The sequence below is a fragment of the Massilia brevitalea genome (genome assembly GCF_030711405.1).
In the GTDB taxonomy this organism is placed as follows: domain Bacteria; phylum Pseudomonadota; class Gammaproteobacteria; order Burkholderiales; family Burkholderiaceae_D; genus Telluria; species Telluria brevitalea.
The window spans coordinates 14778-39127 of record NZ_JAULSI010000031.1; the positions used below are offsets into that span (position 1 = coordinate 14778).

Sequence of the window (24350 nt, forward strand, 5' to 3'; positions counted from 1 at the left end):
TGCGCTCACCTGCTGAAGCTAAGCCAGGAAATCCTGCGAGGCAGACTGAGGTGCCCGGCTGTTGCGGCGCGCACGCAATACAAAGCGCGCCGGATCGAGCGCATCGGCCAGGCTGGCCTCCAGCGGCAGCGGTTCGTTTTCCAGGCGCGCAGCCAGCAACTCTGCGCACAGCGGCGCCCAGATCAGGCCGCGCGAGGCGTAACCGAGCAGGCTATGCAGGCCGGGATGACGCGGCACGTCGCGCAGGCGCTCGGTGCTGCCGGCGGCCTCGAAATCGGGCAGCGCGCCGACCAGCGGCAGGCGGTCCGGCGCTACGCAACGGAAGCCGACGCGGCCCTGCAGCGGCGCATCCCTGCCCGCCGCCGGGTTCGAGACCAGCGCCTGCAGGCGTTCGATGTTTTCCTGCTGGCTGGCCGCGCGCAAGGCCGGGTCGGCATCGAGATCGTAAGTGGCGCCGGCGCAGGCCAGGCCGTTTGCGGCCGGGGTCAGGTAGGCTTCACGGCACAGCACATAGGGCAGCGACGGCAGCGTGGACGCATCCAGGTGGGTGACCTGGCCACGCAAGGCAGACAGCGGCAACCGCGACGCCTGCGGGAAGGCGCCGGAGGCCGCTCCGCCCGCCAGCACCACGGTCGGCGCCTGGGCGATGATGGCGCCATCCTCCGCTCGCACCAACCACGCATCGTCAACGCCATCATCGCCACGTTCCAGCGTCACACTGCCGACGCCGAAACGCGCCGTCAAACGGTCGCCGCATGCCGCCATCATCGCCGCGCACACGCTGCCGGGCCGCGCCCAGCCGCCCTGGCGGAACAGCCAGGCGCCATCCGGCGCCGGCAGGCCAAGCAAGGCTTCCGCCTCCGGCGACTCCAGCCACTCGGCAAACTCCGGCGACATTGAACCTGCCGCCGCGATGGCGCGCGATGCATCGGCGTGGCCGGCGTCGCGCGCCAGCTGCATCACGCCGCAGGCCGCGCCTTCGATCGCACGGCCGATGCCGCCGATGTTGTCCCAGTAGCGCAGCGCGTACAGGTAGGCGGCGCGCGTCAGGCGCGTCGGGATATTGTCGTCTTTCGAGAGCAGCGGCATGAAGATGCCGGCCAGGTTGCCCGAGGCTTCCATCGCCGCCTGCGGATGGCGTTCGACCAGGGTCACTTGCCAGCCGCGTGCGCACAGGCGCTGGGCGGCAGCGCAGCCGGCCAGGCCGGCGCCGATCACGATGGCATGGCGCGGCGGCACGGCCGGCACAGGCTGGCGTGGCTTGCGGCTGGCGAAGCGCGCACCGTTCTTATCGTCGTCGAACACGAAGCCCTGCGCTGCCAGCGCGGCCGCCTGCTCGTCGTCGAGCGCATCGGCAGCCAGGACCGCGTCGCTTGCCACCAGCCGCGCCAGTGCGCGCGCGAAGCCGGCTCCCTGCACCGCGTGGATATATGCGAAGTCGATCCTTGCCGAGAGCTGGGACAGCGCGGTTTCCAGCGGCGCACACAGCAGGTCGAGCGTGACGGCATCGTCATCCTGCGGCACGCGGTGAAAACCCGGCAGCAGGTTATTGGACAGCGCCACGATGTGCAGGCGTGCGGGCCGTGCCGGATCGCGGCGCCAGGCCTCGACCAGCGCCGCCACCCGGCTGCCATCGCCATACTGCGTATCGAACACCGTGTAGCGTTCGCGCCCCTCCCAGAACGAAGACGGCGTCACTTCGCGCCTGCGTACCGGAAGCAGTGCGGCGCGTGGTCGTCGACCATGCCGATGCCCTGCATGTAGGCGTAGACGATGGTCGAGCCGACGAACTTGAAGCCGCGTTTCGACAGGTCTTTCGAGAGTCGGTCCGACAGCGCCGTCTTGGTCGGGCGCGTGCCGTCGCTCCAGTCGCCGACGATCGGCTTGCCGTCGACATAGGCCCACAGGTAGCTGTCCAGGGTCTGGCCTTCGGCGCGCAAGGCCAGGTAGGCCTTGGCATTCGAAATCGTCGCAGCGACTTTCAGGCGGTTGCGCACGATGCCGGGATTGGCCAGCAGCTCGGCCACCTTGGCGTCGTCGTAGCGGGCAATCTTGTCGGCATCCCAGCCGTCGAAGGCGGCGCGGTAGCTGTCGCGCTTGTTCAGCACCGTTTCCCAGGACAGGCCAGCCTGGGCGCCTTCGAGATTGAGCATCTCGAACAGGCGGTTCTCGTCATGGCAGGGCGTGCCCCACTCGTGGTCGTGGTAGTCGAGGTAGCGTGGATTGGCCGGATTGGCCCAGCTGCAGCGTGGGATCGTCATGCCTGGAAGTATAAGCCAGGGTTAGCCATCGAAGCGAAAGGAGGAATCGTCCTCCTGAAACGAAAAGAGCACGCGGACCCGCAGGCCACGTGCTCTTGCAAGCTTCACCGGCCGTCGCGGCCGGCCGAAGCGCTTACTTGCCCGAGGTCGTACCCGACTTGGCCATCGCGTTCTGCTCGGCGGCCTTCAGGTGCTGCTCGACGGTCGGGATCATCTTGCCGGCCAGCGCCTTGACGTCGGCATCCTTGGCTGCCTTTTCATGCTTCTTCAGCATGGCCAGGGTGTCCTTGTGGGCCTTGACGCCGCCGGTCTTCATGTACTCGCGGTCAAAGGCATCGCCGGTCATTTTTTCCAGCTTGGCGGCCATGGCCTTGTGCTTGGCGTCGAGTTCGGTCGGCAGGGTCACGCCTTTCGATTGCGCCAGGGTCTGCACTTCCTGCAGGCCTTTGCCGTGATCGTCGATCATTTGCTGGGCGAAGGTTTTCACTTCGGCGTTCTGGCTCTTGCTTTGTGCCAGCTTGCCGGCTTCGACTTCCGCCATGTTGGCCATGGCCATGTCGGTGATGGCCTTGGTGTCGGCCTTGGCCAGCTTCGAGCTGGCGGTGGCGCCGGCCGCGCCCGAGGCGCCCTGCTGCATCGACGACGACTGGGTGGTCATGCCGGCGTCCGAGGTGCCGGTGCTGCCGCTCATGCCGTGTGCGCCGTGCGAGGACGAGCTGCTCGTTGCCTGGCCGGCGGTGCTGGAACCGACCTGGCTGCTGCGGTCTTCCATGCCCTGGCTGTTGGTGTTGCTGACAGCGCCGTCAGCGGCCGATTTGCCGGTCATGTTGGTGCCGGTTTGCGCGCCCTGGGCCTGCAGCCCGGTTGCGGTTTGTGCGTGGACGCCATAGCTTGCGAACATGGCTGCTGCGGCCGATACGGCGAGCAGTCCTTTCAGTGCTTTGTTTTTTTGCATGATGCTCTCCTGGGGTTGGGGAAGGCGCCGGCATCCTGTCTCCCGTGCCGGTTCCTGTTCAATGTGACATCGGCATATCCGAAGCGCGCCGCACCGCGTTGGCAGTAACGGAACGACAACGAAATTCGAGCCAAGCCGCAGTGTATCGCCGCGTTGACGAACCCAGCGCGCGTTAGCCTCTTGGCAATATTTTGTATCTTGATCCATCGACGCAACAGGTCGTTGAACCCTGCGCGAGATCAATTTCGGCAATCCTTGCGAACCTACAGTGAACGCTTTCCTCAAACAGCGGAGCTGACCAATGGTAATGCGCGCCGTAATCTGCAAAAGTGACCCGACCTCGCACGGGGGTGAAGTCCTGGAAGGCAATCCACGTGCGACCGCGAACGGCCATCCGATCGCCTTGAAAGGGCATATGACGCGCTGCCCGCAGTGCCAAGGCGATTTCCCCATCGTGGACGGCCGGGGCTTCCACAGCTTCGCCGGGATCGGCACAGCGGTCGAGGGCATGACAGCCGCATGCGGCGCCGTCCTGATCGCCAAGGCTGCGAAAGGCTTCATGATGATCGACGACCGGTCCGAGGCCGAAGCATCGATAGTCGCATCCGCAGCGCAGGCCGTCGCGCCGAACGCCGGTTCCTTTCGCGCCGTGGACGAGCCCACCGGCAAACCGGTGCCCGGTATGCCCTACCGTATCGAACTGCCCGATGGTTCCGTCTTGCGCGGCGTGACGGATGCCGACGGCTGCACGGAGCGCGTGACTGGCCATGACCCTGCCACCGTCAGGCTGCACTGGGAATCCGACCAGTCGGCCGAGGTCAAGTAAAGGCGGCGCAACCCCGATGACCGGTCCGGCGCCAGACGCAAGCTGCACCCTTTCCCCGGAAGGCGCCGTCACGACGGTCCTGGTCGGGGCGAAATGCAGGCTCACCTACGAATTCGACACCAAGGCAACCCATGCCGGCTTGGTCCTGCCCTATGTGGTGAGCCTCGACGGCCAGGTGCTGCCGGAGCACGTACAGAAGCCGGGCGCACTGCGCGACAAGCGCAAGATCGAGCTGGTCGTGAATCCCGGCAGCAAGGTCGCGCTGTTCCTGAACAGCGACGTGCACCCGAACCACCGCAGGAATCCGGTGTACGCGGTACAGGTCGGCAACAACGACGTGCACGTAAAGATCACCGAGCGAACGGGGCGCATCGGCCATGAACAGGCTACGCTGAAACAGCCAGCCTGCCGCTCGACCTCAACGCCCGGCAAGCGGCTGGAAGTGTACGAAGCGGCCCTCACCGGCGACATCTGGATGCAGGTCTCGCACCTGTACACCGCCGCCGAAACCGACGCGCTGCTGCCGCCCGACACTACCCCGACCGTTCGGGCCGCCGTGCGCAGCATCTATGTCGGCCTGGCGCGTCCGGAACTAATCGTGCACTTCCCTGCGAGCGATGCGGCGCCGAAACTGACGCTCAGGGTGGAGTTTCGCGCGGAGATGCAGGAGAACGTACGCCTCAACACCACGCATTGTCCCTGGCTGACCGGCATCCTGCCGCGCACCCATCCGTGCGCCTTTGCCGCGCTGCTGAGCGAGGCGCATGCCGCCGGCCTCACGTCGGTCGCCGTGACATCGGGATGGCGACCCAGCTTCGGCTCGATCGCCCACCGTGCCGGCCTGGGGCTCGACATCACTTATCTCGAAGGCGGCGAGAAGCGGGTGTTCCTGAACCGGGCGTTCCTGATCAAGGCGGGAGCGCCGCGCAATGGCAATGTCAGCGAGCGCGAGAAGACCTTGTGGAAGGATTATCAGGAGGTGAAGATGGTGCTGGCCACAGCGGAAAAGGAACTCAAGGCGGCGCAGGGCCGCCTGAAGAAAAACCGCGATCCTGAGAGGGGGGCTGAGCTAGCGAGGGAGGTGGCCACTTATGAGAATCGTATCGATAGCTTGAAAAAGCGTGAAATTGTGGCAAGCAAGACCTGGAACGACGAACGCGATCGCAATGAACCCGGCCTCATCCGCAAGTTGCGTGACCAGCTGGGCCGAAACAAGTCAGTGAAGCAGCTGTTCGATCCGTGGTACATGGATGCCAACACAGGAGACGACATCCCGCCGGCTCCCAATGAGCAGCGCGAAACAAATCAGAACGAACGGACCCATAACAACCATCTTCACATCACCGTCCTGGAGCCGAAGATATTATGAGGCATTACTTACTTGTCATGCTCTTGGCTGCACTTACCCTGTCCGCCCTGCCTGCACAGGCGGCAGGTGCGCCTTCCAGATCGCGAGTCTGGCTTGAGCGGCCGTGGGAGATCCGCTATATCTTGTTCGCTGAACAAGCACGGAGATTGCGTTCCGAAATCAGCGTGTCGCGACAAATCAATGCGGAGAAGGAAGCGCCCGGGAAGGAGAAAATTTACCTGCACGCAGCGGCGCTATTCAAGCCCACGGCCATGCTCGATGTGCCTGGAGAGGAGCCGGTCGCCGTCGTGCTGCTCGCATTCGATCACGCCGGCCACATCGTCAATCAGCAAGGTGCTCTCGGTAGCATGTCAGCGAAAAGGAATATGCTAAATGACCTTGTTTTGGCTAGAGACGATGCCCCTGGTGCGAGGCCATTTTATTTCGCCGACTGGGCGCAAGGCATTCCGGGTGATGTCACCTTCTCGCCGGCTGTGTGCAGCTCCGACGACAGGCGCCGCTACGAAACCGGCTGGGACAGCGACAGCTACACCGGCAGTTTCGGCTGCCGCGAATGGACCTCCCAGCTCTACGCGCGCGACCAGCCCTACATCGACATCACGTCCTACTCCTCCCATGGCACCTTCATCGGTGAACTGGTCGGCTGGTCGCGTTTCGAGGACCCTCCTAAGCCGGTCATCGGACGCCACGGCAAGACCTGGCTCTGCCTGCACGAATGCCCTGCCGGCGAAAAGCCCGGGGTTATCCCGAACATCAAGGCGTGGACCAAGAAACACGGCTACCCGATGCCCGAGCGCCCACGCAAGCAGCCGCTCTATCCGAATGCGGATTACGCGGACGACCTCAACGAATGAAGGCCGCTGCGCCGGCCATCAGCGGAAGCTCAGCGCCGCCGTCAAGTCTCCCGGCCCGCGCGCGCCACGCGACGCAAACGCCGCGTCGCGCGCCGCCAGGCCTTCCAGCAACGGCAGGCCGTGCAGGCGCGTGATCAGGCGCATGATCGAGGTCGTGTCGTAGTAGTTGTGGTCCACCGCGCCCTTCTTCGCATGCGGCGACACCACGATGGCCGGAATGCGCGAGCCCGGACCCCAGCGGTCGCCCTGCGGCGGCGCCACGTGGTCCCACCAGCCGCCGTTTTCGTCGAAGGTAATCACCACCACCATGTCCTTCCACTGCGGCGACTTCTTCAGGTGCTCGATCACGTTGGCCACGTGGGCGTCGCCCGACTCGATGTCGGAATAACCGGCGTGCAGGTTCAGGTTACCCTGCGGCTTGTAGAAGGAGACGGCCGGCAGCTTGCCCGCCACCACATCGGCGATGAAGCGGTTCGAGATCGGGCTGTCGCCCAGGCCGCCGTCGCGCAGGTGTTCTTCGCGCGCCTGCGTGCCCGGCGCGAACTGCTTGAAGTAATTGAAAGGCTGGTGGTGGTGCTGGAAGTTCGGGCGCTGGCCGGCGCCGCGGCCGTCGATCGCCGCTTGCCAGGCGCCGCCATACCAGGCCCAGCTGACGTTCGCGCGCGACAGCAGGTCGCCAATGGTGTCGTAGCTTTGCGGCGGCAGCACCGACGGGTCGCTGGCGTCGGCCACATTCGTGTCGCCTCCCGGCGCCGGACGCACCCAGCTTGGCTGGTAAGGCGGCGCCATGGTGTTCACGGCATAACCATCCGGCGTGATCGCACCGGAGTGGACGAACTTCGGTTTGCCGTCGAGCGCACTCTTCGGCGAATCCGGGGCGACGGCCAGGCGCGTGCCCTGCGGGCCGTCTGCCAGCACCGCGATTTTCTTTTTCGCCGGCGTTTCGGCGGCGTTGAAGAATTCCGGCGTGCGGCCGCTGATCAGGAACTGGTGGTTCAGGTAAGAGCCGCCAAACGCCGCCATGAAGAAGTTATCGCACAGGGTAAATTCGCGCGCGATCTGCCACAGGCCCAGGTGCTTGTCGGTCTCGCCGTAATGGCCCATCACCAGCGCGCCGGAGTCGCCCCAGGCCACAAAGCCGTCGTTCTTGCCGCCGTTGATCTGCATCTGGTTGTGATAAAAATTGTGCACCAGGTCGCGCGTGACCAGGCCTTCCGGCAGCGGCTTGCCGTCGCCGTCGACCAGCTTCCACGGGCCGTTCGGCAGGTTGGCGATCTTGTCTTCGCCGATCAGGTATTCCTTGCCGCCGATGTCCTGGCGGCCCGGCACCATGCCGCCCCAGATTTTCGGCAGCGTCGGCAGCACTGAGCCGTCGCGGTCCTTCTGCGGCGCGCTGGCCGGCAGCGGCGCGGCCAGGCCGGGGAAGTTGGCGAACAGGTTATTGAAGCTGCGGTTCTCAAGGTAGATCACGACCACGTTCTTGACGTTCGCCTTCAGCTTGGCGTCGAGCGAGGCCGGCTTGGTTGCATCCTTGGCAGCGCGCTTGGCTGGTGCGGCCTGCGCAGCTGGCAGGCTGCCGGCAATTCCGGCTGCGGCGGCAGCCTGGAAGATGCGGCGGCGGCCCGGGCTGGCGGGCTGGTCGTTGTCAATATCGTGGTCTTGCATTGCTGCTCCTGTGCTCGGCTAACCGGAAACGATGATTATCGTTTCTTTCTTTCCCGAGGGGAACCCAGAGATCGCCGCCAGCCAGCCGTATGGACGTGAGATAACAACATCCGGCCGCAAGCAAACAGGATGCATGTATGGCAGCATGGCTGGGTTAATCGCCAACGGAGTGTGCATGGACATCGCCCTGAAACGCCAGCTCGAACAACTCGCCGACTTCGGCAACCAGAACGACGCCGCCGTCGGCAAGAACGGCACGCGCATGCTGAACATCACGCCGGATACCGGCGAATTCCTGTCCGTGCTGGTGCGCGCGACGGGTGCGCGCCGCGTGCTGGAAATCGGCACCTCGAACGCCTACTCGACGCTGTGGCTGGCCGATGCCGCACGCGCCATCGGCGGCGCCGTGACGACCATCGAACGCTCCGCCGACAAGGTGGCGATGGCGCGCGAGAACATCGTCACGGCCGGCCTGGACGGCGTCATCACGCAGGTCGAAGGCGACGCCGGCGCCTGGCTGGCGCAGGCGCCGGACGCCTCGGCCGACCTGGTCTTCCTCGATTCGGCGCGCAGCCTGTATCTGGACTGGTGGCCGGACCTGCGCCGCGTGCTGCGCGCGGGCGGCCTGCTGGTGGTCGACAACGCGACCTCGCATGCGCACGAGATGGCGGACTTCGTCGCCGCGGTCAAGGAGGACGACGCCTTCGGCACCAGCCTGGTCCCGGTCGGCAAGGGAGAATTCCTGGCCGTAAAGGCCTGACTACGTCAGCCTGATTTTCAGGACTTGACAGTGTGCGCAGCAGCCTGCGCGGCGGGCCGCAGCGCCGCCACCGCCTCGACCAGCAGGTTTGGTGTGACCGGCTTGACCAGGTAATCGGTGAAGCCGTTGGCGCAGGCGCGGTCGCGGTCTTCCTTGCGCGCAAAGGCGGACAAGGCCAGCGCCGGCATCAGGCACAGCCCGATGTCGTCGAGCGCACGCACGCGGCCGATGAATTCGAAGCCATCCATGCCCGGCATGCCGATGTCGCTGATCAGGAGGTGCGGGCGCTCGGTGCGCAGCAGGGCGAGCGCCTCGTGCGGCGTGCGCGCCACGGCCACGTGGGCGCCGGCCGCGGCCAGGATGGTGCCCAGCACCTCGAGCGAATCGGGATCGTCGTCCAGCGCCAGCACGCGCATGCCGGACAAATCGGGCAGGGCCGCTGCATCGGGGTGTTCGCAGTCGCCGCCGGATGCGGCCGGCGCCAGGCGCCAGTCGGGCAGCGCGGGCTGCAGCGGCAGGCGCACGGTGAAGCTGGCGCCCTGCCCTTCGCCGGCACTGTCGACCATCACCGTGCCGCCGTGCAGCTCCACCAGCTGGCGCACGATCGACAGGCCCAGGCCCAGGCCGCCGTGCTGGCGCGTGGTCGAGGTGTCGGCCTGGCGGAAGCGGTCGAATACGTGCGGCAGGAAGTCGGCATGGATGCCGGGACCGTTGTCGCGCATCCGGATCGCCATCTGCTCGCCTTCGCGCCACAGCGCCACCTCCACCAGGCCGCCGCTTGGGGTGAACTTGACCGCGTTCGACACCAGGTTCCACAGCACCTGCTGCATGCGGCCGCTGTCAGCCAGCACCGGGCCGGCTTCCTCGTCGAGTTCGGCCTCGATGCGGATGCGCTTGGCCATCGCGGTAGGACGCAGCGATTCGACCACGGCGCCGACGAATTCGGCCGGCTTCACCGGCTGCAGGTCGAGGCGCACCTTGCCCGACAGGATGCGGCTCATGTCCAGCAAATCGTCGATCAGCTGCACCTGCACGCGCGCATTGCGCTCGATGGTGTCGAGTCCCTTGCGCAGCATCTCCTGGCTTGGCGCCTGCTTCTGCGCCAGCAGCTGCGACCAGCCGAGGATGGCGTTCAGCGGCGTGCGCAACTCGTGCGACACGGTGGACAGGAATTCGTCTTTCAGCTGGTTGATGCGCTCGGCCTCGACGCGGGCCTCGACTTCCTGCAGGTACAGGGCCTTGCGCTCCTCGGCCACGGCCAGCGAGGCGTCCAGCGAGGCGTCCAGGCTGGCGGCGCGCGCCTGCAGGCGCGCATCGAGCACCGAGAACAGCAAGGCTACGACCAGCAGGCCGACGATGACGGCGGCGACGATCAGCGCCAGGTTCTGCTGGCTGATCAGGCCGGTGGCCGCGCGGCACACGCTGCCCTCGGGGAAGCCGGCGGCGGCCATGCCGGTGTAGTGCATGCCAGCGACCGCAAAGCCCATCACCACGGCCGCCGCCGATTGCGCGACCCAGGCGCCGGCCGTGCCCTGGCGCAGGCGAAAGCCGATCCACAGCGCGCCGGCGGCGGAACCGACGGCGATCAGCACCGACAGCGCGAACAGCCAGGGGTCGTACGCGATGGCCGGCGACATGCGCATCGCCGCCATGCCGGTGTAGTGCATGGCGGCGATGCCGACGCCCATCAGCAGCGCGCTCGACGCCAGCTCGCGCGGACGCAGCAGCGGCGCGCGCAGCTGCCACAGCGCCATGCCGGACACCAGCACCGGCAGCAGCAGCGACAGGAGCGTGAGCGGCACGTCGTAGCCCAGCGGGATCGGCAGGCTGAAGGCAAGCATGCCGATGAAGTGCATGGCCCAGATACCGCTGCCCATCGCCAGCGCGCCGCCGGCGGTCCAGGCCAGGCTGGCGGCGCCATGCGCCTGTTTCACGCGGCCAGCCACGCTGAGCGCGGTGTACGACGCGAAGATCGCGACCAGCACCGACACCAGCACGAGCGCTGGATCGTAACTTCCTATGAGCATGGATGGATCGGTCTCCTGGATTCTCGGTTGCGTGCTGCCACACCTGCGTCAATACATCCGTGCCCGCAGTATAGACCGGCTACAGCCGGCGCGGCTACCGACTGCAAATGTTTCCCTAAGGATACACTTTAATGAAAGGCGAGCGCTTACAGTTGCTTACGAATGCATAACCGCAGCTAACAGCGCGGCGCCCCAGAATCGGCCTGAACAAAAAGGAAACCACCATGCCGATCCGCCGCCTTGCCTTTGCCGTCTCCCTGTGCTGCGCCAGCCTGGCCCATGCCGGGGACACCGTCACCCTGCCGAAGGAAGAGCTCGACCAGCTGATCGCGGCCTATGCGCTGGTGAAGTCCCAGTATGTGGAAGCGCCCGACGAGCGCAAGCTGCTGACGGCCGCCATCGGCGGCATGCTCGCCTCGCTCGATCCGCATTCGCAGTACCTGGGCAAGGACGACCTGGCCGGCCTCGAACAGGACCGGCTGGGCGAGTACGTGGGCATCGGCGTCGAGGTCGAAGTCGAGGACGGCCAGATGCAGGTGGTCGCCGTTGCCGACGACGGCCCGGCGGCGCAGGCCGGCATCGAGCCCGGCGACACGCTGGTATCGCTGAACGGCGACCCCATCCTGCGCATGCGTCCGGCGGAACTGGAAAAGCGCATGCGCGGCGTGCCCGGTACCGCGCTGGCCCTGGGCCTGCGCCGTGGCGGCAAGGGCGAAGTCCGCAGTGTCGACGTCACGCGCGCCGCGCTGCGCGCCGACACCGTCCGTACCCGCATGGCCGCGCCCGGCGTGGCCTGGATCAGGATCTCCAGCTTCGAGGGCCGCACCGCCGCCGACCTGGCCGCGGCCCTGGCCACGCTGGGCGCCGCCGGCGCGCCGCGCGGCATCGTGCTCGACCTGCGCAACGACCCGGGCGGGCTGGTGGCGTCCGCCGTCGGCGTGGCCGGCGCCTTCTTGCCGCCGGATGCGCTGCTGTTTACGGCGCGCGGACGCATGGCCGGCGCCGAGAGCCGGGTCACGGTCTCTCCGCGCTACTACCGCGGGCCGGGCGAACCCGACGTGCTGGCCGGCCTGCCCGCCTGGACCCGCACGGTGCCGCTGGCGGTGCTGGTCAACGGCGGCTCGGCTTCTTCGGCGGAGCTGGTGGCCGGCGCCCTGCAGGACCATGGCCGCGCGCAGATCGTCGGCACGCCGACCTTCGGCAAGGGCTCGATCCAGACCGTGTTCCCGCTGTCCGACGACAGCGCAGTGAAGATGACGGTGGCGCGTTACTTCACGCCCAAGGGGCGCGAGATCCAGGCGCGCGGCATCGTGCCCGACGTGGCGGTGGCGCCCCTGCGCGGCAAGAGCGGCGCCGAGGGCCTGGTGCTGCGCGAGGCGGACCTGGAACACCACCTGGCGGCCACGCTGCCGGCCCGCGACGGCGCCGACACCGCAGTGCAGGCGCGGCGTGCGGCGCCGGAAAGCACGCGCATGTTCGGCACCGGCGACGACCTGGCCCTGGCCACGGCGGTGCACATGCTGGCGCCCGACCTCGGCCTGGCGCACGAAGCCGGCGCCCTGCTGCGCAAGTTGGGCCTGAGAATCGAAGCCTCGGCCCAGGCGGTAGCAAAAGCCTTGTAGCGTCAGCAAACTGTCACCTGGCGGTCAAACGCCTGTCACATTCGTCGGCCAACATGGCGCCTGTTCACACGAACACGGCAGCTTGCCTGCCCTACCGGCGCCAGCGGTCGGGAAATATACTGGCACCAATTTCTTCCTGAAGATGATCGGCGGCAGTGCGCATGCATTTGGAATGCCTGCGCACTGCCGAGCTTTCCATTTGATCTGCGCCAGAAGCGGCCTCCACACCTGTCCCTAAGCTGGAACGACTGCGTTCATCTAGCACCTATTCCTGCGTGACACGTTGATTGAGCGCACGACACTGGATCAGGAGGAACAAATGCAAGCGAGAAATACGAGCGGCACGCTGCACCGAGCAGGCCGCAAGCCCTGGCTGTTGCGGCCCCTGGCCGCTGCTGCAGCTGCATCGGTGGCGGCAATTGCGGCAGCGGCCCCGGTTGCTGCTCCCGCCACCGCATCCGGCAGTACCGCACCCATTCCGAACTACCGGGTCATCCAGCTCTCGCCTTCGAGCGCCTTTGCGGAAATCAACGTCAAGGGCCAGGTTGCGTTCACCGAATTTTCCGCCGGAACCGGCACCCGGGCCAAGTTCTACGATGGGTACACCGTGCGCGACCTGGGCACGCTCGGCGGTCCGAGCGCGGACATCGGCGCACTGAACGACCATGGCCAGATCGCCGGCAGCGCCACCGTCGATGCCGCGGGCGAGGTCTACCACGCCTACCGCTGGAGCAAGGCCAGCGGCATGGTCGACCTCAACCCGCCGGGTTCCGGGCGCTCGTTCGGGAGTGCCATCAACAACCGCGGCTGGGTCGCCGGCGCCGTCGCCACCGCCCCCGGCCGCTCGCCCCTGCATGCCTTCCGCTGGACGCCGGCCTCGGGCGTGGTCGACCTCGGCTCCTTCGGCAATGCGTCCGGCGCCAACGCGCTCAACGAAGCCGGCACCGTGGTCGGCTACTCCGAAGGCCCCGAACTCGGCATCCTCGGCCGCGCCTTCCGCTGGACCGAGGCCGGCGGCCTGCAATCGCTGGTCGGCATCTCGAGCGTGGCCTCGGAAGGGCTCGACATCAACGAGGCCGGCAAGATCGTCGGCAGCGCCTCGTTCGACGCCTCGCTGTCCGACCAGGCCTTTCTGTGGACGCCGGGCGGCGGTTTGCAGAAAATCGGCACGGAACCGAGCTACCTGGCGTTTGCCCAGCGCATCAACGAAAAAGGCCTGGTCACGGGCCAGTACTACGACGCGCCGGTCGAGCCGAACGGCTTCATCTGGAGCCGCGACAGCGGCCTGCAGCTGATCGGCACGCCCGGCACCGACGTCTCGAACACGGGCGACGTCAACAACCTCGGACAAGTAGTCGGCAGCCTGAATGGCCGCGCGTTCGCGTGGACGCGCACGGCCGGCGTGGTCGACCTGAACACGCGCATCCCGGGCGCCCCGCCCGAGCTCGAACTGTGGCAAGCCCAGGCGGTGTCCGACAACGGTTCGATCGCCGCCGTCGGCAACACCGGCCTGGTGCTGCTGGTGCCGAGCGCGGCTTATCACCAGGCGCCGGTGGCCGCGCCGATCAAGCTCACCGGCCCCACGCGCGTGAACGCGCTGCTCTCGTTCTCGTCCGCCTTCCGCGACGTCGACCTGCGCGACACCACAAGGCCACCTGGACCTGGGGCGACGGAACCACGAGCGCCGGCATCGTCAGCCAGGCGGCCGGCAGCGGCAATGTCAGCGGCCAGCACGCCTGGCGCAAGACCGGCATCTACACGGTGCGCCTGGACATCCTCGACAGCGGCGGCCAGCGTACGGCAGTCGAGCGCAAGGTCACGATCTGCGGCTGCAGCAGCGCCGTCACCGGCGAAGGCAGCTTCTTCTCGCCCGCCGCCGCGCGCAAGGCGGCCAGCGGCCCCGCAGGCAGCATGGCGGCACGGCACGCCACCGGCAGCTTCGCCTTTGTCGCCGACGCCGGCAGCGCGCGCCCCGGCGCCGGCCAGGCCGCTGTCGAAGTCAACGTGGCCGGCCTGGCGCTGCGCAGCACCGCCATCGACGCGCTGGCGGTAAACGGCAAGCGGGTGCAGGTGAGCGGCGTTGGTACCGTGAACGGCAAAGCCAATTACCGCTTCACACTGGGCACGGTTGCGGACGGCAAGAGCGGCGCCGGAAACCGCGTCCGGGTGCGCATCTCGCACTTCGAACCGGGCACGAAAGCCGAGGTGGTCGACTACGACAACGGCGCCAGCCCGGCCAACGGCGCAGCCCAGAACAGCGCAGCCCAGGCAGGAACGGGCGGCGCAGGCGGCCTGCATGCCGATGGCAGCGTGATCTTTGGCGGGGCGCTGTCGCAGTCGCAGTGAAGGAAAGCGCAATGGCGTTGGAGGAAGCAGCATGCACGAACCAGGCCCCGGTTCGTGCGTGCTGCGCGCGTGATTCGTCTTACAGATTACCGCGCAGCGTCACCGACACGTTGCGCGGGTCGCCGTAGTAGTAGCCGATGCCGGTCGGCGCGAATTTCTTGTAGTAGACCTTGTCGAACAGGTTGTTGGCGTTGACCTGCAGCGCCAGGTTCCTGTTGAAGCGGTAGCTCAGCATGGCATTCGCCACCGTGTAGCCGCCCTGGCGCGAGGTGATCGTACCCGAGCGCACGAAGCTGTCGCTCTGCGCCTGCACGCCGCCGCCCACGCTCAGGCCCGGCGCCAGCGCGTCGAGCTTGTAGGTGGCGAACACGCGCAGCTGGTGCTTGGGGTCGATGCTGCGCAGCGGCTGGCCGGTGTTCGCCGCTGTGTCGACGACGTAACGGGTGCGGGTATTCGTGTAGCCGCCCATCACCTGCAAGCCCGGCAGCAGTTCGCCCGACAGCTCGGCTTCCCAGCCTTCGCTGCGTTGCTTGCCGCCGGCCACGCGGCAGTAGCCGCTGGTGAAGTATGGCAGGCAGGGGTTGATCGAGCTCGTGTCCTCGACCGCGCGGCCGACGTTCTCGATGCGGAACAAACCGGCCGAGGCGTTCAGGGCGCCGCCGAAGAACTCGCCCTTCAGGCCGAGTTCATAGTCTTCGCCGCGGATCGGGTCGAGGATTTCGCCTTGCGCGTCGCGCACGTTTTGCGGCGTGAAGATCTCGGTGTAGCTGGCGTAGGCGCTGACATTCTTCGACACGTCGTACACCAGGCCGAAGAACGGCGTCACTTCGCGTGTCACCTTGTAGTTGCTGGTCGGGCTGCCGTGCGAATCGTATTCCCACCAGCTCAGGCGGGCGCCGACCAGGGCCTGCAGCGAATCGAGCAGCGACAATTTGAAGGTGCCGAAGGCGCCCTGCTGGGTGGTGATGTTCGGTCGCGCCGGCGTGTTCGGCACCGGCACTTCGCGCTCGGGATAGGTGCTCGCCGGGTCCCAGTTGCGGATGTCCACCGTTACCGGATACAGGTTGCCCATGCCCCAGCTCTCGGTGGTATCCACGCGCACGCGCTCCAGGCCGACCGTCAGCTCGTGCTTGCGGCCAAAGGCGTTGAACGGGCCGTTGGCGACCACCGTCATCGCGCCCTGCTTGCTCTCGTTGCCGGTGTACTCGGCCGTGGTGACCGTCATCAGGTAGGGATTGGTGGCGCCGGCTGGACGCGCGAAATAGGTCTGCACGAAGCCGTCATCCTTCAACGCCAGGCGCGTGTAGGCCGCATTCGCCTTGACCGTCCAGCCGTTGTCGAAGCGGTGTTCGAGTTCCAGCATCGATTGCTCGTTGGTGCGGTTCCAGCGGTTCCAGTCCGAGCCGAGATAGGTGCTGCGCGCCAGGTTCAAGGGCGTGCCGTCCAGGTTGCCCGGCAGGCCGCCCCAGGCGCCGGTGGCGTCCAGGTCGGTGTACTGCAGGCTGCCGGTGAGCGTGGTGCGCTCGCCCAGGTCGGCTTCGATCACGCCGTACAGCACCGCACGGTCTTCCTGCTTGGCGTCCTGGAAGAAGTCCTTCTTGTCCTTCACCGCCACCACGCGGCCGCGCACCGAACCGGATTCGTTCAAGGAACCCGAGATATCGCCTTCCACGCGGCGGCGGTCCCAGGAACCGAGCGTCAGCGCGGTGGAAGCCTGGAAGGCGCGCGTCGGACGCTTGCGCACCATGTTCACCGTGGCCGACGGATTGCCGGCGCCGCGCAGCATGCCCGAGGCGCCGCGCAGCACTTCCACGCGTTCGAGCACGGCGGTGTCGGGCTGCACGAAGGAAGAACCGCTCTGGTTGATGGTCAGGCCGTCGACCTGCAGCGCATCGATCTGGTAGCCGCGCGAGAAATAAGTCACGCGCTCGCTGTCGACGTAATCGACCGAAACGCCCGGCGTGTTCTGCAGCACGTCGTGCAGGTCGAGCAGGTTGCGCGCGTCGAGGAATTCGCGGGTCAGCACCGTTACCGGCTGCGGAATATCGCGCAGGTCCTCGGCGCCCTTGAACACCGAGGCCGAACGCGCCACGAAGGTGTTCTTGACGTCGGCCTTGCCGCTCACGTTGACGATTGCCGGCGCCGCCTCGGTCAGCTCGGCCACCGCGGCCGCTTCGGCAACGGGCATGGTGTCGGCCGACGGGCCCTGGGCCAGCACGGCAAGCGGAGACAGCAGCACGGCGGTCGCGCACAGCAGTTTCGCCCGGCGCGCGCCGGGGGTGAGGTGGAAAACGGGGGACTGTGCGCGACGCATCGATCGGTTCCTTTGACTGGTTTGTAAATGAGAATGATTCGCATTATAATTCTCATTGAAGCATTGTTGCAATGCCGCATATCCGATCCGCATGAAGCAGCTGCGGATGGCAGCGCCAGCATTCGCATCACCAGGAATCCGCCCATGCCGGCGGCCATCGAAACCGTCACAGAAAGTCCGTCATGAAAAAACTGCTGCTCCCCGCTCTCCTCGCCCTTGCCGCCTGCGCGCCCGCCCAGGCGCACCACATCTGGGTCGAGCAGGACGGCAAGACGGCGACGCTGCAGTTCGGCGAGTTCGACGACAACCTGCGCGAAACCTCGCCCGGCCTGCTCGACAAGTTCGTCACGCCCACCGCCCGGCTGGTCGGCCCACGCGGCGAGCAGCCAATCGCATTCGAGAAAACGGCGCGCGGCTTCGTGCTGTCGCGCACGGCCGGCCCCGGCGAATCCATCGTGATCGAGGAAGCGACTTACCCCTATTTCGAGAACCAGCAGGACGGCAAGACCACACGCCACGCCTGGACCCCGGCGGCGCGCTACGTCACCACCTTCGCCGCCCAGGAAGCGAAACTGACCTTCGACATCGTGCCGACCGGCCAGCAGGGCCAGTTCCGCGTCGTCTACAAGGGTAAGCCGGCGCCGAAGGTGAAGGTCAGCGCGGTCATCCCGAACGGCTGGTCGAAGGAAGCGACCACGGACGAAGGGGGCCTGGTGCGCTTCGACCTGCCCTGGCGCGGCAGCTACGTGATCGAAGCCCGCCACCAGGACCCGGCCGCCGGCGAGCGCGATGGCAAGCCATACGACAACGCCAGCTACGTCACCGCCCTCTCGTTCACCCACGTGGCCGGGGCGCCCGCCTTGCCCGCCGGTCCGGCCGCGGCGCCGGGCAAGTAAGCAGCAAGAGGAGCCTGACATGACCATTACCGTCGACCGCCGCTACCGCCTCGGTGTGGCCGCGCGCGCCGTGGCCGCCATCGGCGGCGGCTACCTGCTGGCGGCCGTCGCCTCGACCCTGCTCGGCGTGCTGCTGGCGGCACTGCTGCCGCTGTCGCGCGCCGACGCCGTCAGCCTCGCCACCATGCTCGCCTTCGTGATCTACCCGTGCGCGGTGCTGTGGGTATTCGCCACCGCCAGCGCAGGACGCGCCTGGGCCGGCATCCTCGGCGCCAGCGCCCTGCTGGGCGGCGTGCTGTGGCTGACGGGAGGCCTGGCATGAGGGAGGGTCTGCGCCAATCGATGGCCTGGCTGCACACCTGGTCGGGCCTCTTGGTGTGCTGGGTGCTGCTGCTAATCTTCATGGGCGGCACCTCGGCCTATTACCGCGACGAGATCACGCTCTGGATGAAACCCGAGCTGCACGCCAGCGCTGCAGCCACGGCAAGCCTGCCACCGGCAGCGATCGCCGCGCACACGGTAGCGGCGCTGCAGGAACGCGCGCCCAGGGCCACGGCCTGGTACATCGGCCTGCCGAACGGGCGCAATCCGGTCGTTCAGGCCAGCTGGACCCTGCCGCCGAAAAAGGGCATGAGCATGGCCGAGCGCCGCGCCGCCTTCCGCAAGCAGAACGTCACGCTCGACCCGGCCAGCGGGCTCGAAGTGCCGCAGGCGCGCGACACCCGCGGCGGCGAATTCCTGTACCGGATGCACTTCGACCTGTACTACATGTCGGCCATCTGGGGCCGCTGGATCGTCGGCATCTGCGCCATGTTCATGCTGGTGGCGATCATCAGCGGCGTCATCACCCATAAACGCATCTTCAAGGACTTCTTTACCTTCCGCCCGAAGAAGGGCCAGCGCTCCTGGCTCGACGCCCACAACGCCACCGCCGTGCTGGCCCTGCCCTTCCACCTGATGATCACCTATACCGGCATCGTGACGCTGATGTTCATGTACATGGAAGCGCCGACGAAGGCCATCTACAAGGGCGACCAGCAGGCAATGTTCGCCGAGGTCTTCCCGGACAACGAACGCGTGAAACCGGCCAGGGTTGCGGCGCCGCTGGCCGACCTTGGCCCGATGCTGGCCCAGGCCCAGGCGGCATGGGGACAGCCGGTCGCGCGCATCGTCGTCAGCCAGCCGAACGACGCCAACGCCACCGTGCAGCTGGTGCGGCCCGCGGGGCGGCAGCTGTCGAACGTCGAGCCGTCGATGACCTTCAACGGCGTCACCGGCGCCCTGATCTCCTCGACCGGCGAGCCGAGCGGCGTATCGAGCATGCGCCGCGCCTTCTACGGCCTGCACCTCGCCCACTTTGCCGACACCCTGCTGCGCGCGCTGTTCTTCCTGTGCGGCCTGGCCGGCTGCGCGATGGTTGCCACCGGCGCCCTGCTGTGGGGCGTAAAGGAGCGCCAGAAGTACGCCAAGGTGGTGGCGCAAGGCGGACGTGTCGGCTTCGGCGCGCGCCTGGTCGACGCGCTGAACATCGGCGCGATTGCGGGCCTGCCGATCGCGTTCGGCGTCTACTTCTGGAGCAACCGCCTGCTGCCGCTGGCGCTGGAAAACCGCGCCGCCATGGAAGCCAACTGCTTCTTCATGGCCTGGGGCGCGGCGCTGCTGCTGGCGCAAGTGCGGCCGTCGCGCGCAATGTGGCGCTTCCAGTTGATCGTCGGGGCGCTGCTGCTGGCTGGGGTGCCGCTGTTGAATGTGCTCACCACGAACACCCATCTTGGCGCGACGCTGTTCGGGCCGGCAGGGCTGCGTGCGGTGGCGGCGTTCGATCTGGTGACATTTGCACTCGGTGCGCTGCTGGGCTACGCGGCCTGGTGGCTCAAGCGCAAGGAGCAGAAGGCGGTGGGCAAGCGGGCGGAGCCAGCGCCATCTTCAACCCTCGTCCAGAAGGAGGCCGCATGAACCTGCTAATCCTGGCCGGCGCCCTGCTGGCCTATGGCGGTCTGGTGGCGAATGGCCTGTCGATCGACCGCCATTACGCCGACATCCATGGCCGCAGCAAGGAACCGGCCCCACGCCTGCGCCGGCGCTACCGCAGCGCCGGCTGGCTCGGCATCGTGCTGTCGCTGGCGGCCTGCGTGGCCGCCCGAGGCTGGCATACCGGGCCGGTGCTGTGGTGCGGCCTGTTGACGGCGGCGGCCATCGCGCTGGCCCTGCTGTTCCAGTACCGGCCGGCGCTGGCGCCACGGCTGGGCTGGGCCGGCGCGATGGTGTCCGTGCTGCTGGTGGCGCTGCACGCCCTGGCCTGAGGGACCACGGCGGCCAAGTTTGCATGGCAGGCCGCGGCGACGCCCCGGCCTTGATCTGCTTCAGTACACAGCTCATCGGTGCTCCCTAAGCTGGACAGTGTGACCTCGCTTACCACCTATTCCCTTGTGGCATGTTGACCGAGCGCACAACGACCTGGGGCAGGTAGCCGGTACGGCGTCGACCGGGGCCAGCACGCCCTACCACGCGTTCCGCTGGAGCCGGCAAACCGGGCTGGTCGACCTGAACGCGCCCGGCACCGGAAACTCGATCGCCACCGACATCAACAGCAAGGGCCAGGTTGTCGGCCTTGCCCGCTTCGGCGGCACCTTGCCGGAGCGGGCGTTTCGCTGGAGTCCGCATACCGGCATGGTCAACCTGGGCGCGCTTGGTCCCACATCCGGCTCGGTTGCCTTCGGGATCAACGATGCCGGCACGGCCGTCGGCTGGTCGGAAGAGGCCCAGGGTCCCAGGCTGACCCAGGTCACCAAGTGGCCTGCCGCCGGCGGCGGGCCGATCGCGCTCAACGATTTCCCCAGCATCGCCTCGCTGGCCGAAGACATCAACAACGCAGGCCAGGTCGTCGGCAGCGCTGCGTTCAATTCGCTCGGCCACGACCAGGCCTTCATCTGGTCCAGGCAGGGCGGCCTGCAGGAGCTGGGCACGGAGCCCGCGTATCTTTCCTGGGCCGACGGCATCAACGAGAAAGGACTGGTGATCGGCGAACTGTTCGCAACCCCGAGCGACAGGAACGGCATCATCTGGAGCCGCGAGAACGGCCTGCTCGTGATCGGCACGCCCGGCGTGGACAGCTCCGAGACGAACGACCTGAACAACCAGGGGCAAGTGGTCGGCAGCCTGAATGCCCAGGGGTATATCTGGACGCGCGCGGGCGGCTTCGTCGACCTCAGCGCGCGCGTGGTGGGTGCGCCGCCCGGCATGACGGCATTCTTTGGCGCGGCGATCAACGACAAGGGCACGATCGTCGCCGGCACCAACACCGGCACCCTGGTGCTGCTGGTACCGCGCGCCGTGTACCACCAGCCGCCGGTCGCCGGGGCGGTCAGCTTTACCGGGCCGGCGCGCGCGAACGCCCTGCTGTCGTTCGCGGCCGGCTTTACCGATGTCGACGCGGGCGACACGCACAAGGCCCTCTGGACCTGGGGCGACGGCAGCGCGACCGTCGGCATCGTGAGCGAAAAGAATGGCGCGGGCAGCGTCAGCGGCCAGCACGCTTACCGCGCACCCGGCATCTACACGGTCCGGCTGACCCTGACCGACAGCAGCGGCAAGAGCAGCACGGTGGAACGCCGGGTCGTCATCTGCGGGTCGCAGGCTGCCATCAGCGGCGACGGCACCTTCGCCGCTACCGCCTTTGCCGCGAATCCAAACACGCGCCGCGCCTCGATCGGCAGCTTCGCCTTCCTGTCCGAGGGGCCGGGTACGGGCAAGGGGCAGGTCGCGGTGAACGTGGGCGCCCTGGCGCTGCGCAGCAACCAGGTCGATGCAGTGACGGTCAAAAGCACGCGCATCCGCTACAGCGGGCATGGCACCGTCAACGGCAGGGGCAATCACCGCTTCGTCCTGACCGTGACCCGGAGCGCGAAAACGGGCGGCAAGGACCGGATTCACGTGCGCATCACGCATACGGAACCGGGGACGAATGGCGAGGTGGTGGATTACGACAATGCCGAAGTGCGTGGCACTGTGCGCGGCAACCTGCGTGGCGACGATGGCGCGGGCAAACACCTAGCCAGCGGTGTCGGGGGCGATGCGGTCGTGGAAGGGAGGATCAACTTCGGCGCCAACTGACGCGCCCAAGCCGGATACCGCGCAGCGCCGTGGTCGGGCTGCGCGGTTTGCTGCATCAATCGAACTTCGAAAAGTCCGGCTTGCGCTTCTGGAAGAAGGCGGTGAACGCTTCCTTCGCTTCGGCGCCGACCAGCATGGCGCTGAACTGCTTGTTCTCCACGCCGACGGTCTCGGTAACGATGCCGGCGCGTGGGCGCTTCATCAGGGCCTTGGTGGCGCGGATCGAAGCGGCCGGCAGGGCGACCAGCTTGGCGGCCTGGCCTTGGGCAAACGCCAGCAATTCGGCGGCCGGCAGCACGCGCGCGACGATGCCCATTTCAAAGGCTTCCTGGGCGCCGAAGGCTTCGCCCAGCATCAGCTTTTCAGCGGCACGGGTGTAGCCGGCGGCTTGCGCCACCAGCAGCGACGAAGCGAATTCCGGGCACAGGCCGAGTTGGGTGAAGGGCATCGAGAACTTGGCGTTGTCGGCGCAATAGACCAGGTCGCAGTGCATCAGCATCGTGGTGCCGATGCCGACGGCGGCGCCGGCCACGGCGGCGACGACCGGCTTGGTGCAGCCTTCCAGGGCCTTCATGAACTGGAACACCGGGCGGTCTTCGGTCATGGCGCCTTCGCCGGCGTTGTTTAGGAAGTCGTCGAGGTCGTTACCGGCGGTGAAGATTTCGGGCTTGCCGGTGATGAGGACGGCGCGCACCTGCGGGTCTTGTTCCGCGTCGAGCAGGGCGTCGGCCATCGTCTGGTACATGGCGCCGGTGATGGCGTTCTTGCGCTCGAGGCGGTTGAATTCGATGGTGAGGATGCCGTTTTGTTTATTGGTTTGGATCGTCATTTTTTCAGTCTCCAGGATGTATTCGGGGGCACGAAAAACGCGTGGGCACAAGTGCCCACCCTACGAACGTCGAAATGTAGGGTGGGCACTTGTGCCCACGCGGTGATGGTTGAAAGCGGCATCAACACGGGGTCGGTCTCGCCGCTTCAACTCAGGATTACACGCGCTCGATGATACCGGCCGCGCCCATGCCGGCGCCGACGCACATCGTCACCATGCCGTACTTCAAATTGTTGCGGCGCANGGTTGAAAGCGGCATCAACACGGGGTCGGTCTCGCCGCTTCAACTCAGGATTACACGCGCTCGATGATACCGGCCGCGCCCATGCCGGCGCCGACGCACATCGTCACCATGCCGTACTTCAAATTGTTGCGGCGCAGTGCGTGCACGACGGTCGCGGCGCGGATCGCACCGGTGGCGCCCAGCGGGTGGCCCAGGGCAATCGCGCCGCCCATCGGGTTGACCTTGCTGGTGTCCAGGCCCAGGTCGCGGATCACGGCCAGCGCCTGTGCGGCGAAGGCTTCGTTCAGCTCGATCCAGTCCAGCTGGTCCTGGGTGATGCCGGCGGCGGCCAGCGCGGCAGGAATCGCGAACTTCGGACCGATGCCCATGATCTCAGGCGGCACGCCGCGCACGGCGAACGACGAGAACTTGGCCAGCGGGGTCAGGTTGTGCTCGCGCAGGATTTTTTCGCTGACGACGATCAGGGCGCCGGCGCCGTCCGACATCTGCGACGAGGTCGCAGCGGTAACGGTGCCCTTGGCGGCGAAGACCGGCTTCAGTTTCGCCATGCCTTCCATGCTGGCGTCGGCGCGCGGGCCTTCGTCGGTGTCGACGGTGCGGCGCTTGACCGACACTTCACCGGTGGCCAGGTTCGGCGTACGGGTGACGATCTCGACCGGGGTGATCTCGTCCTTGAAGTAGCCGGCCTGCTGGGCGGCGATGGCGCGGCGGTGCGATTCCAGGCCGAAGGCGTCCTGGTCTTCGCGCGACACTTTCCACTGCTGGGCGACTTTTTCAGCAGTCAGGCCCATGCCGTAGGCCAGGCCGACGTTCTCGTCCCTGAACGTCTCCATATTAATGGAGGGATGGTGGCCCATCATCGGCACCATCGACATCGATTCGACGCCGCCGGCGATCATCACGTCGGCTTCGCCGACGCGGATGCGGTCGGCCGCCATGGCCAGGGCGGTGATGCCCGAGGCGCAGTAACGGTTCACGGTCACGCCGCCCACGGTGTTCGGCAGGCCGGCCAGCACCACCGAGTTACGGGCGATGTTGAAGCCTTGTTCCGCTTCCGGGAACGAGCAGCCGACGATGGCGTCGATGATCAGGGCCGGGTCCAGGTTCGGCACGGCGGCCATGGCGCCACGGATGGCGTGCACCAGCAGGTCGTCCGGGCGGGTGGTCTTGAACATGCCGCGTGGCGCCTTGCCGATCGGGGTGCGGGTCGCTGCGACGATATATGCGTCTTGAAGTTGTTTGCTCATGTTGGTCGTCCTGTTGTTCAGC

The 24350-nt window shown here is 67.1% G+C and carries 19 protein-coding genes; 11 read left to right on the forward strand and 8 right to left on the reverse strand.

Annotated features, from left to right (window positions below):
* Positions 1-18: 18 nt before the first annotated feature.
* The 3 genes from mnmC1 to QWL29_RS18670 all read right to left on the reverse strand — a co-directional run bounded on the left by mnmC1 (position 19) and on the right by QWL29_RS18670 (position 3216).
* On the reverse strand, positions 19-1698 hold the full coding sequence (gene mnmC1, locus QWL29_RS18660; protein WP_305824380.1) for an FAD-dependent 5-carboxymethylaminomethyl-2-thiouridine(34) oxidoreductase MnmC1: 1680 nt from the start codon (positions 1696-1698) through the stop codon (positions 19-21).
* Complete coding sequence (locus QWL29_RS18665) at positions 1695-2261, reverse strand: DNA-3-methyladenine glycosylase I (protein ID WP_305824381.1); 567 nt, start codon at positions 2259-2261, stop codon at positions 1695-1697. The genes mnmC1 and QWL29_RS18665 overlap by 4 nt, the downstream gene beginning before the upstream one ends.
* Positions 2262-2394: 133 nt before the next feature.
* Positions 2395-3216: a DUF4142 domain-containing protein gene (locus tag QWL29_RS18670; RefSeq protein WP_305824382.1), complete on the reverse strand. Its 822-nt coding sequence runs from the start codon at positions 3214-3216 to the stop codon at positions 2395-2397.
* Positions 3217-3523: 307 nt separating this feature from the next.
* Between QWL29_RS18670 and QWL29_RS18675 the strand changes: the two genes are divergently transcribed.
* The 3 genes from QWL29_RS18675 to QWL29_RS18685 are packed head-to-tail and all read left to right on the forward strand — an operon-like array spanning position 3524 to position 6265.
* Positions 3524-4042 (forward strand): PAAR domain-containing protein, encoded by a 519-nt coding sequence (locus QWL29_RS18675; protein ID WP_305824383.1) that lies wholly within the window; start codon positions 3524-3526, stop codon positions 4040-4042.
* 16 nt (positions 4043-4058) lie between these two features.
* Positions 4059-5411 carry a hypothetical protein gene (locus tag QWL29_RS18680; protein ID WP_305824384.1) on the forward strand — a complete coding sequence of 451 codons (1353 nt, stop codon included), beginning with the start codon at positions 4059-4061 and terminating at the stop codon, positions 5409-5411.
* A complete protein-coding gene (locus tag QWL29_RS18685; RefSeq protein WP_305824385.1) occupies positions 5408-6265 on the forward strand; it encodes a hypothetical protein in 858 nt (285 codons plus the stop codon). The genes QWL29_RS18680 and QWL29_RS18685 overlap by 4 nt, the downstream gene beginning before the upstream one ends.
* Before the next feature lie 18 nt (positions 6266-6283).
* Here the strand turns inward: QWL29_RS18685 and QWL29_RS18690 are convergent, their stop codons facing one another.
* The gene (locus tag QWL29_RS18690) at positions 6284-7930 is read right to left on the reverse strand and encodes an acid phosphatase (protein WP_305824386.1); all 1647 of its coding nucleotides are present in this window, start codon (positions 7928-7930) and stop codon (positions 6284-6286) included.
* A 175-nt stretch (positions 7931-8105) separates the two neighbouring features.
* On the opposite strand from QWL29_RS18690, the gene QWL29_RS18695 reads away from it, so the two are divergent.
* A complete protein-coding gene (locus tag QWL29_RS18695; protein ID WP_305824387.1) occupies positions 8106-8690 on the forward strand; it encodes an O-methyltransferase in 585 nt (194 codons plus the stop codon).
* Between the two features lie 17 nt (positions 8691-8707).
* Here QWL29_RS18695 and QWL29_RS18700 read toward each other — a convergent pair whose 3' ends face one another.
* Positions 8708-10717: an MHYT domain-containing protein gene (locus tag QWL29_RS18700; protein WP_305824388.1), complete on the reverse strand. Its 2010-nt coding sequence runs from the start codon at positions 10715-10717 to the stop codon at positions 8708-8710.
* A 224-nt stretch (positions 10718-10941) separates the two neighbouring features.
* Between QWL29_RS18700 and QWL29_RS18705 the strand changes: the two genes are divergently transcribed.
* The gene (locus QWL29_RS18705; RefSeq protein WP_305824389.1) at positions 10942-12339 is read left to right on the forward strand and encodes a S41 family peptidase; all 1398 of its coding nucleotides are present in this window, start codon (positions 10942-10944) and stop codon (positions 12337-12339) included.
* A 319-nt stretch (positions 12340-12658) separates the two neighbouring features.
* Complete coding sequence (locus QWL29_RS18710) at positions 12659-14392, forward strand: hypothetical protein (protein WP_305824390.1); 1734 nt, start codon at positions 12659-12661, stop codon at positions 14390-14392.
* 372 nt (positions 14393-14764) lie between these two features.
* Here QWL29_RS18710 and QWL29_RS18715 read toward each other — a convergent pair whose 3' ends face one another.
* On the reverse strand, positions 14765-16999 hold the full coding sequence (locus tag QWL29_RS18715) for a TonB-dependent siderophore receptor (RefSeq protein ID WP_305824391.1): 2235 nt from the start codon (positions 16997-16999) through the stop codon (positions 14765-14767).
* Between the two features lie 182 nt (positions 17000-17181).
* On the opposite strand from QWL29_RS18715, the gene QWL29_RS18720 reads away from it, so the two are divergent.
* The 5 genes from QWL29_RS18720 to QWL29_RS18740 all read left to right on the forward strand — a co-directional run bounded on the left by QWL29_RS18720 (position 17182) and on the right by QWL29_RS18740 (position 22008).
* Positions 17182-17895, forward strand: a complete 714-nt coding sequence (locus tag QWL29_RS18720; RefSeq protein ID WP_305824392.1) for a DUF4198 domain-containing protein — start codon at positions 17182-17184, stop codon at positions 17893-17895.
* A 19-nt stretch (positions 17896-17914) separates the two neighbouring features.
* Positions 17915-18217, forward strand: a complete 303-nt coding sequence (locus QWL29_RS18725) for a DUF3649 domain-containing protein (protein ID WP_305824393.1) — start codon at positions 17915-17917, stop codon at positions 18215-18217.
* Complete coding sequence (locus tag QWL29_RS18730; RefSeq protein ID WP_305824394.1) at positions 18214-19851, forward strand: PepSY-associated TM helix domain-containing protein; 1638 nt, start codon at positions 18214-18216, stop codon at positions 19849-19851. The genes QWL29_RS18725 and QWL29_RS18730 overlap by 4 nt, the downstream gene beginning before the upstream one ends.
* Positions 19848-20198 (forward strand): DUF3325 domain-containing protein, encoded by a 351-nt coding sequence (locus QWL29_RS18735; protein ID WP_305824395.1) that lies wholly within the window; start codon positions 19848-19850, stop codon positions 20196-20198. Before QWL29_RS18730 ends, QWL29_RS18735 begins: the two co-directional genes overlap by 4 nt.
* A gap of 124 nt (positions 20199-20322) precedes the next feature.
* Positions 20323-22008 carry a PKD domain-containing protein gene (locus QWL29_RS18740; protein ID WP_305824396.1) on the forward strand — a complete coding sequence of 562 codons (1686 nt, stop codon included), beginning with the start codon at positions 20323-20325 and terminating at the stop codon, positions 22006-22008.
* A gap of 55 nt (positions 22009-22063) precedes the next feature.
* Here the strand turns inward: QWL29_RS18740 and QWL29_RS18745 are convergent, their stop codons facing one another.
* Together QWL29_RS18745 and QWL29_RS18755 are read right to left on the reverse strand one after the other, a co-directional pair.
* Positions 22064-22837 carry an enoyl-CoA hydratase gene (locus tag QWL29_RS18745; protein ID WP_305824397.1) on the reverse strand — a complete coding sequence of 258 codons (774 nt, stop codon included), beginning with the start codon at positions 22835-22837 and terminating at the stop codon, positions 22064-22066.
* Between the two features lie 294 nt (positions 22838-23131).
* On the reverse strand, positions 23132-24328 hold the full coding sequence (locus QWL29_RS18755; RefSeq protein WP_305824399.1) for an acetyl-CoA C-acyltransferase: 1197 nt from the start codon (positions 24326-24328) through the stop codon (positions 23132-23134).
* Positions 24329-24350: the final 22 nt, after the last annotated feature.

Bases quoted from the DNA above. Each gene is read 5' to 3' on its own strand.
- QWL29_RS18665 (WP_305824381.1), bottom strand. From the start codon at position 2,261: ATGACGATCCCACGCTGCAGCTGGGCCAATCCGGCCAATCCACGCTAC.
- QWL29_RS18670 (WP_305824382.1), bottom strand. From the start codon at position 3,216: ATGCAAAAAAACAAAGCACTGAAAGGACTGCTCGCCGTATCGGCCGCA.
- QWL29_RS18675 (WP_305824383.1), top strand. From the start codon at position 3,524: ATGCGCGCCGTAATCTGCAAAAGTGACCCGACCTCGCACGGGGGTGAA.
- QWL29_RS18680 (WP_305824384.1), top strand. From the start codon at position 4,059: ATGACCGGTCCGGCGCCAGACGCAAGCTGCACCCTTTCCCCGGAAGGC.
- QWL29_RS18685 (WP_305824385.1), top strand. From the start codon at position 5,408: ATGAGGCATTACTTACTTGTCATGCTCTTGGCTGCACTTACCCTGTCC.
- QWL29_RS18690 (WP_305824386.1), bottom strand. From the start codon at position 7,930: ATGCAAGACCACGATATTGACAACGACCAGCCCGCCAGCCCGGGCCGC.
- QWL29_RS18695 (WP_305824387.1), top strand. From the start codon at position 8,106: ATGGACATCGCCCTGAAACGCCAGCTCGAACAACTCGCCGACTTCGGC.
- QWL29_RS18700 (WP_305824388.1), bottom strand. From the start codon at position 10,717: ATGCTCATAGGAAGTTACGATCCAGCGCTCGTGCTGGTGTCGGTGCTG.
- QWL29_RS18705 (WP_305824389.1), top strand. From the start codon at position 10,942: ATGCCGATCCGCCGCCTTGCCTTTGCCGTCTCCCTGTGCTGCGCCAGC.
- QWL29_RS18710 (WP_305824390.1), top strand. From the start codon at position 12,659: ATGCAAGCGAGAAATACGAGCGGCACGCTGCACCGAGCAGGCCGCAAG.
- QWL29_RS18715 (WP_305824391.1), bottom strand. From the start codon at position 16,999: ATGCGTCGCGCACAGTCCCCCGTTTTCCACCTCACCCCCGGCGCGCGC.
- QWL29_RS18720 (WP_305824392.1), top strand. From the start codon at position 17,182: ATGAAAAAACTGCTGCTCCCCGCTCTCCTCGCCCTTGCCGCCTGCGCG.
- QWL29_RS18725 (WP_305824393.1), top strand. From the start codon at position 17,915: ATGACCATTACCGTCGACCGCCGCTACCGCCTCGGTGTGGCCGCGCGC.
- QWL29_RS18730 (WP_305824394.1), top strand. From the start codon at position 18,214: ATGAGGGAGGGTCTGCGCCAATCGATGGCCTGGCTGCACACCTGGTCG.
- QWL29_RS18735 (WP_305824395.1), top strand. From the start codon at position 19,848: ATGAACCTGCTAATCCTGGCCGGCGCCCTGCTGGCCTATGGCGGTCTG.
- QWL29_RS18745 (WP_305824397.1), bottom strand. From the start codon at position 22,837: ATGACGATCCAAACCAATAAACAAAACGGCATCCTCACCATCGAATTC.
- QWL29_RS18755 (WP_305824399.1), bottom strand. From the start codon at position 24,328: ATGAGCAAACAACTTCAAGACGCATATATCGTCGCAGCGACCCGCACC.